Origin of the sequence: Streptomyces sp. CB01635 (genome assembly GCF_002803065.1) — a bacterium.
Classification (GTDB): Bacteria; Actinomycetota; Actinomycetes; order Streptomycetales; family Streptomycetaceae; genus Streptomyces.
Genome location: NZ_NNBL01000012.1, coordinates 158011 through 171542, shown reverse-complemented (window position 1 = coordinate 171542; position 13532 = coordinate 158011). Strand labels below are relative to the sequence as shown.

The 13532-nt window shown below is 70.7% G+C and carries 11 protein-coding genes; 3 read left to right on the top strand and 8 right to left on the bottom strand.

Features of this window, described 5'->3' with window-relative positions; translation table 11 throughout:
• Nucleotides 1–95: 95 nt before the first annotated feature.
• Entirely contained in the window at nt 96–425 is a 330-nt protein-coding gene (locus CG723_RS27205) for an SsgA family sporulation/cell division regulator (protein WP_100596129.1), read from the top strand.
• Nucleotides 426–461: 36 nt separating this feature from the next.
• Here CG723_RS27205 and CG723_RS27200 read toward each other — a convergent pair whose 3' ends face one another.
• Together CG723_RS27200 and CG723_RS27195 are read right to left on the bottom strand one after the other, a co-directional pair.
• Nucleotides 462–2669 (bottom strand): MMPL family transporter, encoded by a 2208-nt coding sequence (locus CG723_RS27200; RefSeq protein ID WP_100596128.1) that lies wholly within the window; start codon nt 2667–2669, stop codon nt 462–464.
• Between the two features lie 105 nt (nt 2670–2774).
• The gene (locus tag CG723_RS27195) at nt 2775–3365 is read right to left on the bottom strand and encodes a TetR/AcrR family transcriptional regulator (RefSeq protein WP_100596127.1); all 591 of its coding nucleotides are present in this window, start codon (nt 3363–3365) and stop codon (nt 2775–2777) included.
• A gap of 175 nt (nt 3366–3540) precedes the next feature.
• On the opposite strand from CG723_RS27195, the gene CG723_RS27190 reads away from it, so the two are divergent.
• Nucleotides 3541–6810, top strand: coding sequence for a S41 family peptidase (locus tag CG723_RS27190; RefSeq protein ID WP_100596126.1), 3270 nt, complete (start codon nt 3541–3543; stop codon nt 6808–6810).
• Between the two features lie 138 nt (nt 6811–6948).
• Here the strand turns inward: CG723_RS27190 and CG723_RS27185 are convergent, their stop codons facing one another.
• From CG723_RS27185 to CG723_RS27170, 4 genes are all read right to left on the bottom strand, one after another.
• Complete coding sequence (locus tag CG723_RS27185; RefSeq protein ID WP_100596125.1) at nt 6949–7155, bottom strand: hypothetical protein; 207 nt, start codon at nt 7153–7155, stop codon at nt 6949–6951.
• A gap of 133 nt (nt 7156–7288) precedes the next feature.
• The gene (locus CG723_RS27180) at nt 7289–8164 is read right to left on the bottom strand and encodes an SDR family oxidoreductase (RefSeq protein WP_100596124.1); all 876 of its coding nucleotides are present in this window, start codon (nt 8162–8164) and stop codon (nt 7289–7291) included.
• Nucleotides 8161–9114, bottom strand: coding sequence for an alpha/beta fold hydrolase (locus tag CG723_RS27175; protein ID WP_100596123.1), 954 nt, complete (start codon nt 9112–9114; stop codon nt 8161–8163). The genes CG723_RS27180 and CG723_RS27175 overlap by 4 nt, the downstream gene beginning before the upstream one ends.
• Nucleotides 9111–10664 carry a flavin-containing monooxygenase gene (locus tag CG723_RS27170; RefSeq protein ID WP_100596122.1) on the bottom strand — a complete coding sequence of 518 codons (1554 nt, stop codon included), beginning with the start codon at nt 10662–10664 and terminating at the stop codon, nt 9111–9113. Before CG723_RS27170 ends, CG723_RS27175 begins: the two co-directional genes overlap by 4 nt.
• Before the next feature lie 209 nt (nt 10665–10873).
• Here CG723_RS27170 and CG723_RS27165 point away from each other — a divergent pair, with 209 nt between their 5' ends.
• The gene (locus CG723_RS27165) at nt 10874–11500 is read left to right on the top strand and encodes a MerR family transcriptional regulator (protein ID WP_100596187.1); all 627 of its coding nucleotides are present in this window, start codon (nt 10874–10876) and stop codon (nt 11498–11500) included.
• 12 nt (nt 11501–11512) lie between these two features.
• Here CG723_RS27165 and CG723_RS27160 read toward each other — a convergent pair whose 3' ends face one another.
• The gene (locus CG723_RS27160; RefSeq protein ID WP_100596121.1) at nt 11513–12523 is read right to left on the bottom strand and encodes a DUF6528 family protein; all 1011 of its coding nucleotides are present in this window, start codon (nt 12521–12523) and stop codon (nt 11513–11515) included.
• 164 nt (nt 12524–12687) lie between these two features.
• Complete coding sequence (locus tag CG723_RS27155; protein ID WP_100596120.1) at nt 12688–13509, bottom strand: exodeoxyribonuclease III; 822 nt, start codon at nt 13507–13509, stop codon at nt 12688–12690.
• Between the last annotated feature and the right edge of the window lie 23 nt (nt 13510–13532).

Below are 13532 nucleotides of genomic sequence, written 5' to 3'. Positions count from 1 at the left end.
TTAAGACCGAATCAAACCCTGGACGCATAGCCGGACATATGGCTTATATGGGACATTGGATGGCAGTACGCAAAAAAGACGATGAGGAGTCTCCGATGTCTGACGTCGAGCAGTACGCACCCGCCCACATCGTCACGGACTCCCCCGACGAGACGTCGGCTGTCCCCGCAGTCCTGAGCTACGACGGACGCGTCCACGTCACCGTCCCCGAAGAGGGTGACTGGTACTTCACCCGCGAACTCCTGGAACAGGGGCTGCGCGCCCCGACCACCGTGGGCGACGTCCACATCTGGCCGTGCGGCCGCGTCCAGGCCGTCATGGAGTTCCACTCGCCGAAAGGGGTGGCGGTCGTGCAGTTCGAGAAGAAGGCGCTGGTGCGCTTCCTTCGCCGGACGTACACGACCGCCACCCCGGTGGCTCACTGAGAGCCGGTCTAACTGCCGGTCAAGGCTGGGACCCGGTCACACGCGGACCAGTTCCCGGTCCTCCTGGGCGGAGTCGTCGCCGGAGACCGTCTTCAGGCCCTCGCCCTCGACGTCCACGTTCGGCAGGATCCGGTCGAGCCACTTCGGCAGCCACCACGCCCGCTTGCCGAGCAGCGCGAGGACGGCCGGCACGATCGTCATGCGCACCAGGAACGCGTCGAAGAAGACCGCGATCGCGAGCCCGAAGCCGATCATCTTGACCATCTGCTCGCTGGAGCCGATGAAGCCCGCGAAGACGGCGATCATGATGACGGCCGCCGCCGTGACCACCCGGGCCCCGTGCCGGAAGCCGGTGACGATGGCCTGCGCGGGCCGCTCCCCATGGACGTACGCCTCCCGCATGCGCGTCACGAGGAAGACCTCGTAGTCCATGGCGAGGCCGAAGACCACGCCCACCATGAAGATCGGCATCATCGACATGATCGGCCCGGTCTGCTCCACGCCGAACAGCGAGCCGAGCCAGCCCCACTGGTAGACCGCGACGACGGCGCCGAGCGCGGCGACCACCGAGAGCAGGAAGCCGAGCGCCGCCTTCAGCGGGACCAGGACCGACCGGAAGACCACCATCAGGAGCAGGAACGCCAGGCCCACGACGAGCGCCAGGTACGGCACGAGCGCGTCGTTCAGCTTCTGCGACACGTCGATGTTCATGGCCGTGGTGCCGGTGACCAGGACCTCTGCGCGGGTGTCCGCCTTGATGTCCGCACCCTTGTCGCGGATCGTGTGGACGACGCCCTCGGTCTGCGTGGAGCTGGGCTTGAACGACGGCACGACGGTGATCGTCGCCGTGTCACCGGCCTTGTTGAACGCGGGCGGGGTGACCGTCTTGACGCCGTCGGTCGCCGCGATGTCCTTGGAGACGCGGGCGACCGCGTCCTTCGGGTCCTGCGAGTGCTTCACGTCGACGACCGCCACCAGCGGACCGTTGAAGCCGGGCCCGAAGCCCTCGGAGAGCAGGTCGTACGCCTTGCGCTGCGTGGTGTCGGTGGGCTGGACCCCGTCGTCGGGCAGGCCCAGCTCCAGCGAGGACACCGGCACGGCCATCACGCCGAGCCCGACCACCGCGGTGAGCAGCACGGCCACCGGCCGGCGCAGCACGAAGCGCGCCCAGCGGGTGCCCATGTTCGTCTTCGGCTCGGGCTTCTTCTCGGCGGCCTGGGCCTTACGGGCCTTGCGGCCGTGGACCCGCTTGCCGGCGTAGCCGAGCAGCGCCGGGATGAGGGTGAGCGCGATGAGGACGGCGATGGCGACCGTGCCGGCGGCGGCGATGCCCATCTTCGTCAGCATCGGGATGTTGACGACGGCGAGCCCGACGAGGGCGATGACGACGGTCAGACCGGCGAAGACCACGGCGGATCCGGCGGTGCCGACGGCCCGTCCGGCCGCCTCCTCGCGGTCGCGGCCCTCGGCCAGCTCGGCGCGGAAGCGGGAGACGATGAACAGCGCGTAGTCGATGCCGACCGCGAGGCCGATCATCATGGCCAGCGTCGAGGTGGTGGTGCCGAGGTCGAGCGCGTTGGCCAGCGCGGTGATCGACGAGACGCCGATGCCGACGCCGATGAGCGCGGTGAGCAGCGGAAGCCCTGCCGCGACGAGCGAGCCGAAGGTGATCACGAGGACGACGGCGGCGATCGCCACACCGATGATCTCGGTGGCGCCGGTCTCCGGCATGGCCTGAAGCGCGTCACCGCCGACCTCGACGGTCAGCCCTGAGTCGCGCGCCTCGTCGACGGTCTTCTGGAGCGCGTCGCGGTCGGCGTCCGTCAGCTCCATCGAGGAGACCTTGTAGGAGACCGAGGAGTACGCGATCGTGCCGTCCTTGCTGACGGTCTTCGCGACGAACGGGTCGGCCGCCGCGGCGACCTCCTTCGAACCGGACCCGAGGTCCGCGACGGTCTTGCTGACCTCGGCCTTGTTGGCCGCGGACGTGATCTTCTCGCCGTCGGGCGCCTGGAAGACGACGCGCGCGGTGGCGCCGTCGGCGCTGGAGCCCGGGAAGCGCTGGTCGAGCAGGTCGAAGGCCTTCTGGGCCTCCGTCCCCGGGATGGAGAAGGAACTGGACGCCGCCGTGGGCGCGGAGGCGGCGCCCACCCCCGCGAGGGTGAGCAGCGCCACCCAGATCAGGGCGACGAAGTGCCTTCGGCGGAAGGCGAGCTTGCCGAGTTTGTAGAGGAACGTGGCCACGAGGGCGTACTCCCGGTCAGTCGTATGGGGGCAGGAGGGATCAGCCCGACGACGTGAGCGGTCGCGTCAGGAGCTTGGGTGTGACGGGTCTTGGGCGGAGAGGGGTCAGGCGCCGAGAGCGGGGAGGACCACGGCGTCGATGTAGGAGGCGACGAAGGCCTGGGTGGGCGGCTGTTCGTCGATGAGGGTCCGGGCCGTGAAGGCACCGACGATCATGTGGAGGACGTAGTCGAGCGCCGGGTTGTCCGCACGGATCTCGCCCCGGTCGACGGCGCGCGCCAGCACATGCCGGAGCTCCTCCATCTCGGGTTCGATCAGCAGCTCGCGGAAGGCGCGCAGGAGATCCGGGTTCTCGTGGACCGCCATGGCCAGGCCCCGCATCAGCGCGGACCCCTGGGCCATCTCGCAGTCGTCCTCACGGAGGACCAGTGCGTGGAAGTCGCCCCGCAGCGACCCGGTGTCGATCTCGCTCAGGCGTGACGGCTTCTGGTGCCGCAGCGCCTTCACGACCAGCTCGGCCTTGCTGCCCCACTGGCGGTAGAGCGTGGCCTTGCTCGACCGGGTGCGGGCGGCCACGGCGTCCATGGTCAGGGCGTCGTAACCGACCTCGCGGAGCAGTTCGAGCACGGCGCCGTACAGCTCGGCCTCGCGCTCGGGCGTGATCCGGCTGCGGCGCGTCGTCGCGGCTTCAGCCATGGGTCACTCCTGTTCCGGTCCAGACAGCGTGTACGAAACCGTTTCGTACAGAAGTACTGTACGACCGCGCTTAACGAAACGAAACCGTTTCGTACGTGTCCTGCGCCACAAGCCGCACCCGCAAGCGGGCGAACCACGAGTTGCCGGGGGCCGTTGAGCGGAAAAGCATGGGTAGGTGAGCGACAACGCGTACCTGCGGTTTCCGCATCTGCACGAGGACCGGCTCTGCTTCGAGACCGAGGACGACCTCTGGGTCGCCCCGCTCGACCGGCCGGGCCGGGCCTGGCGGGTCACGGTCGACCGGACCAAGGTGAGCAGTCCACGGTTCTCGCCGGACGGCCGCCACATCGCGTACACGACCTGGCGCAGCCTGGACCCCGAGATCCATCTTGCGCCGGTGGACGGCGGGCCCGCCCGGCGGCTCACCTACTGGGGCAGTACGGACACCCAGGTCCGCGGCTGGACACCGCCCGACAAGGACGGACGGACCGTCATCCTCGCGGTGGCCTCGCACAGCCAGCCCTTCTCGTACTTCACCTGGGCCTACGACGTCCCCACCGACGGCTCCCCCGGCGGCAGGCTGCCCTGGGGCCCCGTCTCCGACATCGCGGTCGCCGAGATCGACGGCGAGCGCAAGACCCTGCTCCTGACCGGCACTCCCCCGCACGAGCCGGCCGCCTGGAAGCGGTACCGGGGCGGCGCCCAGGGCCGCCTGTGGCTGCACGGCGAGCAGCTCGTCGCCGACCTGGACGGGCATCTGGAGGCACCGATGTTCGTGGCGGGACGCATCGCGTTCCTCTCCGACCACCAGGGCATCGGCAATGTGTACTCCTGCCTGCCCGACGGCTCCGACCTGCGGCGCCACTCCGACCACGACGCGTTCTACGCCCGCAACGCCTCCAGCGACGGGACCCGGATCGTCTACCAGTGCGCCGGCGACCTCTGGATCATCGACGACCTCTCCGCCGGCTCCGTGCCGCGCAAACTGGAGGTACGCCTCGGCGGCCCGCGCGTCGGGCGCCGCCCTTACCAGGTGCCGGCCGCCCATCACGTCGACGGGCTCTCCGTCGACGAGACGGGCCGGGCCAGCGCCGTCGTCGTCCGAGGCAGCCTGTACTGGCTCACCCACCGCGACGGCCCCGCCCGGACGATCGCGGACACCCCGGGCGTGCGGGTCAGGCAGCCCGAGATGCTCGGCTCCGGCGGGCAGGTCGCGTACGTCACCGACGCGGAGGGCGAGGACGCGATCGAGATCTCGTACCTGCCGCGCGCGAGCGGTGAGCGCGAGCCGCGCCGCCTCGCGTCCGGGGAGCTCGGACGGGTCCTCGAAATGGTCGGCGACCCGGACGGCGAGCGCCTCGCCATCGCGTCGAACGACGGCCGACTGCTGCTCATCGACACGGCCGAGGAGGAAGAAGAAGGGGGAGGGGAACAGACCGGGGACGGGGTCATCGAGCTGATCCGGTCGATCAACGGGCCCGTGCGCGACCTGGCCTTCTCGCCTGACGGCGCCTGGCTCACCTGGTCCCACCCGGGCATCGGGCGCTCCCTGCGGCAGATCAAGATGGCCCGGATCAAGGACCGGACGATCGTCGACGTCACCAACGGCCGTTTCGAGGACGAGAATCCGGTCTTCACGCGCGACGGCCGCTATCTCGCCTTCCTCTCCTGGCGCGGCTTCGACCCGGTCTACGACGTGCACACGGGCGACCTGTCCTTCCCGCTCGGCTGCCGCCCGTATCTCGTGCCGCTGTCGTCCGCGACACCCTCCCCGTTCGCCCTGTCCCCCCACGGGCGCACGGCCGCCGGCGGGCTCGACCCGACCGAGGACTCGGGGGCCGACGGGACGCCGAGCGTGGAGATCGAGGGCCTCGCGAACCGCGTCGTGCCGTTCCCCGTCTCGGCCTCCAAGTACTCGGCGCTGTACCCGGTCTCGGGCGGCGGCCTCGTCTGGCTGCGCTGGCCGATCTCCGGCGCGCTCGGCGAGACGTTCGTGAACCCGGCCGACACCTCGGGCCGCCCCACCCTGGAGTACTTCAACCTCAGCAAGGGCAAGAAGACCGAACTCGTCACCCACCTCGACTGGTTCGCGGTCAGCGGCGACGGCACCCGCCTCGTCGTCGTCGACGAGGGCGACCTGCGGGCCGTCCCCTCCACCGAGGCCGGCGACAGCGACACCACCGTCTGGATCGACCTGCGCCGCATCCTGCACGAGGTCGACCCGGCCGCCGAGTGGCGCCAGGCGTACGACGAGGCAGGCCGGATCATCCGCGCCTACTACTGGGAACCGAAGATGTGCCACGTCGACTGGGACGCGGTGCTCGACCAGTACCGGCCCCTCGTCGAACGGGTCGCGTCCCCCGACGAGTTCGCCGACCTGCTGCGCGAGGTGCTCGGCGAACTCTGCACCTCGCACGCCTACGTCGCCGCCGCCCGCCGCAACGAGGGCCCGCCCCACTACCAGCGCGCCCAGGGCCTCCTCGGCGCCAACTTCGTGCACCGCGACGAGGGCTGGCAGCTCGTCCGTATCCTGCCCGGCGACTCGTCGGACTCCAAGGCGCGCTCCCCGCTGGCCGGCAGCGGCATCCGCGAGGGCGCCGTCCTCACGCATGTCGACGGGCGTCCGGTCGACCCGGTCACCGGCCCGTTTCCCCTGCTCGCGGGCTCGGGCGGCACGACGGTCGAGCTGACGTTCCGGCCCGCGGAGGGAGATGGCCGTCCCCGCCGCGTCGCGGTCGTCCCCCTCATCGACGAGCGCCCGCTGCGCTACCAGGACTGGGTGGCCAAGCGCCGCGCGGTGGTACGGGAGCTGAGCGGCGGCCATTGCGGCTATCTGCACATCCCCGACATGGGCGGCTCCGGCTGGGCGCAGTTCAACCGTGACGTGCGCATGGAGGTCTCCCGGCCCGCCCTCATCGTCGACGTGCGCGGCAACGCGGGCGGCCACATCAGCGAGCTCGTCATCGAGAAGCTCACCCGCAAGATCCTCGGCTGGGACCTGACCCGCAACGCCCAGCCCGTCTCGTACGCGTCGAACGCCCCGCGCGGTCCGGTCGTCGCCCTGGCCGACGAGGCGACCTCGTCCGACGGCGACATGATCACCGCGGCGTTCAAACTCCTCGGGCTCGGCCCCGTCGTGGGCCAGCGCACCTGGGGCGGCGTCGTCGGCATGACGGGCCGCCACACACTCGGCGACGGGACGGTCATCACGGTCCCTATGAACGCGGCCTGGTTCCCCGAGTACGGCTGGTCGATCGAGAACAAGGGCGTGGAACCGGACTTCGAGGTCCTGCGCACCCCCCTGGACTGGGCGGAGGGCCGCCACGCCCAACTCGACGACGCGGTCTACCTGGCACTGGACCTCCTGGTCGCCGGCCCGGCGAAGACTCCCCCGGACTACACGAACACGCCGAACCACGCCCGCCCCGAACTGCCGCCGCGCTGACCCCGACCCCACGGGGGGAGGGTGGGCACAGCCCGTGCGCCGGGCAACGTCGTTCGGGCGCCGGCCCACACACCGAAGAACGAGGGCCACCCGGCGTCCCGGGTGGCCCTCGTCCCACTGGCTCAGCGAAGCGGAGCGTCAGGCGTCATAGCCCTGATCGATCCTGTCCTGCGCTTCCTGGCGCCGCCGCTCGGAGTCCTCGGACTGCGAGCCACGCTCACGTCGCAGGTCGTCCTGAGTCCGCGTCGAGCGCTCGCTCGCCTCGTCCCTGCCGTGACCGGACCGCTTCTTGGCCTGGTTGGCGAGCTGCTCTGCCTTGTCCTGGAACTGGTCCTTCATGCCCATGCGATTTCACTCCCGTTTTTGGGTGAGGGGGTCGGGCCTCGACCAGAGTTACACGCCCGGACAGAGCACGCATTTCGATCAGTAACGGACCGTGTCCGACCCCAAAAACCGCAGGTCAGCGCATCAGGAAGCGTCAACTCCCCCGTACGGACTCGTCCGCGGCGCCCCCCGCCCCGACGAGCCCCGTCGAGACGCTCTTCAGGCGCGGCTCGAACCGCCGCATCTCGCGCTGCCCGACCGCCCCGATGACCCCGGGCAGATAGCCGCGGATGCCCTGCATGCCCCGCAGCCACCACTGCGCGTACACGTGCGAGGACCGCCGCTCGATGCCCGCGACGATCCGGTCCACGGCCGGGCCCAGCGGATACGTCTTGTTCGACGGCCACGGCAGCCGCTGCCGCAGCTCGCGCATCACGTCGTCCTGATCGGCGCCGCGCACCATGTCGGTGTCGGTCCACGACAGGTACCCGACCCCGACCCGTACGCCCTTGTAGCCGACCTCGGCGCGCAGGCTGTGCGCGTACGCCTCGACGCCCGACTTCGACGCGCAGTACGCGGTCATCATGGGCGCCGGCGTGATCGCGGCGAGCGACGCTATCTGGAGCAGATACCCGCGGCTCTCCATGAGCACCGGCAGGAACGCCCGCGCCGTGACCGCGGACCCGATCAGGTTGACCTCGATGACGCGGCGCCAGGCGACCGGGTCGGAGTCGAGGAACGGGCCGCCGTTGGCGACGCCCGCGTTCGCGACGACGATGTCGACCTTGCCGAAGCGCTGCTTGACCTCCTCGGCGACCTGCGCCATCGCCACATGGTCGGTGACATCGGCGTGCCAGAAGTCGCTGTCGGTGTCGAGGCGTTCGGACACCGCCTTCAGCTCGTCCGGCTCCAGGCCGACCAGCGCGATTTTGGCGCCGCGCGCCGCCAGCTTGCGCGCGAGCAGCTCGCCCACGCCGCGCGCGGCACCCGTGACGACCGCTACCTGTCCTTCGAGACTGACCCTGCTCATGCGGATGCCGCTCCCTTCAACTCGTCGTTCGTCTCGCCGTTCGTGACGTACTCGGCCAGTTCGCGGATGCGCTCGGTGACCAGGTCGGGTGCCTCGACGGGCGTCATGTGCCCGAGACCGGTGAGTTCGGTGAGCCCCACGCACTCCGGCAGCGTCGCCGCCAGGCGACGTGCGTGCACGACGGGTGTGAGGCGGTCGGCCGTACCCGCGATGACCGCCGTCGGCACCCGCAACTCGGCTACTCCCTCGTCGAGTTCGAGCTCGGCGAGGACGTGCGACCAGTGGTAGCGCACCTTGGTGGGGCAGGCGTGCACGATGCGGGCGCAGGCCTCGACCTTGTCCGGCGACGACCCCGGGCCCATGGTCGCGTAGCGCAGGACCTTCTTGCCGAGCGGCGTGACGGGCCCGAGCGGCGCCCGCGCACCGAGCACGGCCGTCGTGATCCGGGTCCGCAGCCGCCCGGGCCGCAGCGGCAGCACGGCCGACTCGGCCACCAGGCGCGAACTGCCCGTGCTGCACAGCAGGACCGCGGCCGCGTGCTCGCGGAACTTCGCCCGCTGCGACGCGGCCATCATCGTCATGCCGCCCATGGAGTGCCCGACGAGCACGGCCTTCTCACCCGGCGCGAGCGTCGCGCCGAGCACGGCCTCCAGGTCGTCGGCGAGCATCTGTGTCGAGTACGGGGCCTGCGCCGCCGGACTGCGCCCATGGCCACGCTGGTCGTATGCGACGACCCGGTGGTCGGCGGCAAGGGAACGTATCTGCGCGGCCCAGAACGCGGTCGAGCACGTCCACCCGTGGGCGAGCACCACCGTGGGCGCCGCGGCATTGTCGACGGCTCCGTGCACCTCGACGTGCAGCCGGGCGCCGTCGGCGGAGACCGCCGTCAGCTCACGCGCGGCCGCCGGCGGCGCGTAGGGTCCGCTCACCACATGCATCAGCCTGCTCATGCCGCTCCCGCCTCCACCTTGCCGCCCCGGCCCTTCTTCGTACGTGCTGCGGGTACCGCCGCCGGTTTGGCCGCCGGCGCCCTGACCACCTCGTACTCGCCGAGGTCGACCCGGCGCGTGGCGGACCGGAACTCGGTCGTCGTACCCGGCCACAGCGTGGTGTTCACGCCGCTCTCGTCGAGGTACCAGCTGCTGCAGCCGCCGGAGCTCCACACCGTGCGCTCCATCCGGTCCTGCACGCGGCGGTTCCACGCGTTCACGGCTGACGCACGCGGGTCGAGCGCGACGCGGCCGCCGAGCACGTCCAACTGGCGTACGTAGTCGGCCAGATAGTTCAGCTGGGACTCGATCATCAGGATCATCGAAGAGTTCCCGAGGCCGGTGTTGGGCCCGATGACGGTCATGAAGTTCGGGAACCCGGCCGCCGTCGCGCCGCGCAGCGCCTTCATGCCGTCCTTCCAGGACTCCATGAGCGTGTGCCCCTCGGCGCCCACGACCCGGTCGGCGATCGGCATGTCCGTGACGTGGAAGCCGGTGCTGAAGACGATCGCGTCGACCTCGACCTCGCTGCCGTCGGTGGCGACCAGGGTGGAGCCGCGGATCTCGCTGAGCCCGGAGGCCACGACATCGACATTCGGCTGCGCGAGGGCCGGGTAGTAGGCGTTGGACAGCAGGATGCGCTTGCAGCCGATGCGGTAGTTCGGCGTGAGCTTGGCGCGCAGGGCCGGGTCCTTGATGGACCGGTGGATGTTGCGCTTGGCCAGCTGCTCGACGAGGCCCAGCTCGTTGGGCCGCTTCGTGAACGCCTGCACCTGGAGCTCACGGATGCCCCACAGCAGTCCGCGGCGGGCCTGCGTGGTGAACGGCAGCCGGCGGTGCAGCCAGCGCTCGGCACCGGTGATGGCGCGGTCGGCGCGCGGCATGACCCACGGCGGGGTGCGCTGGAACAGCGTCAGCTTCGCCACGTCCCGCTGGATGGCCGGCACGATCTGGATGGCGGAGGCGCCGGTGCCGATCACGGCGACGCGCTTGCCGCGCAGGTCGTAGTCGTGGTCCCAGCGCGCCGAGTGGAAGACCTTGCCGGGGAAGGCGTCGAGGCCCTTGATGTCCGGCATCTTCGGGTCGGACAGCGGGCCGGTCGCCGAGACGACGACGTCGGCGGTGAGCGTCCCCTGCGAGGTCTCGACCACCCACCACAGCTTCTCGGTGTCCCAGCGCGCCTGCTTCACCTCGTGGTCGAAGCGGATGTGCGGGCGCAGCCGGAAGGTGTCGGCGACGCCCTCCAGGTACTCCCGGATGCGCTCCTGGCCGGAGAAGGTGCGCGGCCAGTCCGGGTTGGGCGCGAAGGAGAAGGAGTACAGATGGGAGGGCACGTCGCACGCGCACCCCGGGTAGCTGTTGTCGCGCCAGGTGCCGCCGACGGCGTCCGCCCGCTCCAGGACCACGAAGTCGGTGACGCCTTCGCGCCGCAGCCGGACCGCGGCCCCGAGGCCGCCGAACCCGGACCCGATCACCACCACCCGTACGTGCTCATGCTCGTGCTCAGTCATCCCGGCGCCTCCCTGCCGCGCGACCCTGCCAGTGAACACTGGCGCAATGGGGAGCGTAGAGCAGGTGCGTACTGATGGGTAGGGGTCGGGACCACGAATGTGACATCAGCGGCTCCGCCGCGGGTACCGGCGGCACAACATAGGGTTCTCACGTGGCGAAGGAAGCGGCGAAGGCGACGGCGAAAGACCCCGGCACCCGGGAGTTCCGCATGGAGGAGCTCGCGCGGGAGGCCGGCATCACCGTGCGCACCCTGCGCTTCTACCGCGAACGCAAGCTGATCCCGCCCCCGCGCCGCGAGGGCCGCATCGCCTGGTACGACGAGAGCCACCTGGCCCGGCTGCGCACCATCGCCGCCCTCCTGGAACGCGGCCACACCCTCAGCGGCATCGCCGAACTCTCCGAGGCCTTCGACCGCGGCCGTGACGTCGGCGAACTGCTCGGCCTCGGCGAACCGTCCGAGGAGACCCCGGTCCGCCTCACCCCCGAGGAACTGGCCGACTACTTCGCGGGCCAGGTCACCCCGGACAACCTCGAAGCCGCGATGGACCTCGGCTATGTCGGCGTCGACGGCGAGGAGATCGTGCACGTCAGCCGGCGCCTGCTCGACGTATCGGCCGCCCTGGTCCGCGAGGGCGTCCCGCTCGCCGACGTTCTCGCGGCCGCCAAACGCGTCCGCGCGCACGCGGAGGATCTGGCCGAACTCTTCACGGACCTGGTCCTCTCCCACGCATCGGAACAGGACCTCCAGCGCCTGCGCCCGCTCGCCAAGAACGTGGTCGAGGCGGAACTGTCCCTGGCCCTGGACCGCACCCTGGCCAGAAAACCGGAAGAGTAGGCGGCCGTCCGCCTACCTCGGCAACCACCAACGCGCCTTGTAGATCCCGCCGTTGACGAGGGTGTGCGCGGCCGGCGGCCGGTGCACGCTCACCTTCGTGGTCCACCACGTCTCACCCAGGCCGCTCTCCGGCACGGTGCTGAGCGCCTGCCCGGTCCGCGGATCGTTGCCGATCGCCTTCACCCCGGGCCGCGCGATCTCGGCCGCACCGGCGAAGTCCTGCACGAAGGCCCTGCCCGCGATGTCGTACTGGAACACGGAAGCGCTCGTCGTCACCCACAGCCGCCCCGGGCGCCCCGCCACCGGGAACAGGTCGTGCCCGCCGGGCGACTTCCCCGGCTTGGCGACCGGCAGCCCCACCGACGACAGCCGCGTCAGCGCGGGCCGCACCCGACTACCACCCACCCGATACGCGACCAGCTCGTCATCCCCGAGCGCCCACAGCACCTCGCTCCGGGCGTCCCAGTGCAGCCCGTGCGCGCCCTTCAGCGTCACCTCGGCAAACCGCTCCGAGTGCGGGCCGAGCGACGCGGCGTAGAGCCTTACGAGCGCCCCCGTACTGCACGCGACGGCCACGTTCCCGTCCGGCAGGATCTCGATGCTGTGCGGGTTGAAGAGATCGTCGCCGGGCCCGAGCGTCGCACCCCAGTACCGCCGGCCCGTCGGATACGAGACGACGGCCGCGAACCCGAACGACGCCGTGGTCAGCAGATACGTCCGCCCGCGATGCACCCGCACCTTGGCCTCGGCGGGGTACACCCAGCTCTCGACCGGCACGAGATCCCGGTAGCGCGGATCACCGACCGGCGAGAACTGCCATCGCACACAGGACGGATCGACGGCCGGATCCCAGGTGGCGACCTGCGGATCGAGCACAAGGATCCGCTTGCTCGCCTGCTCGGTGACCATGACCGCGGGAGTCCCCGCGGGCGCCGCGTAGGCCACCCCCGGCGACACCACCGCCGCAAGCCCGGCCCCGGCAGCCCCGAGCAGCACACCACGTCTGGAAGGAAGCGCGGACATGAAGTCCCCCCGCACGGTTGACAGTTGATCACTCGGACGACCTGCCGACTTGCCATGCACGCGCCCAAAATCTGCCACGGCACCCGGGCGCGGGGACAGCCTTCTGCCGGACTTTGTGACGCGGGCCCACTCGTGGCCCAAGGGCCTGCTCGCGCCTCAAGTGCCTACTCGTAGACGACGGTCACCGGCGCGTGGTCCGACCAGCGCTCGTCATGCGTGGCGGCCCGCTCGACGAACCCCTTGACCGCCCGTCCGGCGAGCCCGGGCGTCGAAAGGTGGTAGTCGATCCTCCACCCTGAATCGTTGTCAAAGGCCCGCCCCCGGTACGACCACCACGAGTACGGACCCTCCTCGTCGGGGTGCAGGGAGCGCACCACGTCGACGTAGCCGCCGTCGGCCTCGTCGAGGACCTGTCCGAGCCAGTCGCGCTCCTCGGGGAGGAAGCCGGAGTTCTTCTTGTTGGACTTCCAGTTCTTGAGGTCGGCCTCGCGGTGGGCGATGTTCCAGTCGCCGCACACGAGCACCTCGCGGCCCTCGGCGGCGGCCCGCTCCCGCAGCCCCTTCAGATAGGCCAGGAACTCGCCCATGAAGCGGATCTTCTCGTCCTGCCTCTCGGTCCCGACCTCACCGGAGGGCAGATAGAGGCTGGCGACGACGACACCGGGGAGGTCCACCTCCACGTACCGCCCGCTCCCGTCGAACTCCTCGGACCCGAAGCCGATCTGCACGCGCTCCGGCCGGCGGCGCGTGTAGAGGGACACACCGGCCCGCCCCTTCGCGCCGGCGGGGGCGTGCACGACGTGCCACCCCTCGGGCTCGCGCACCTCTTCGGGCAGCTGCGCCGGCTCGGCCCGCACCTCCTGGAGGCACAGGACATCCGCGGAGGTCCCGGCCAGCCACTCCACGAAGCCCTTCTTGGCGGCGGCCCGCAGCCCGTTCACGTTGACACTCGTCACAGTCAGCACCAGGGCACGATACCGGCACACTGAAAACGAACAGCCGCATCCGT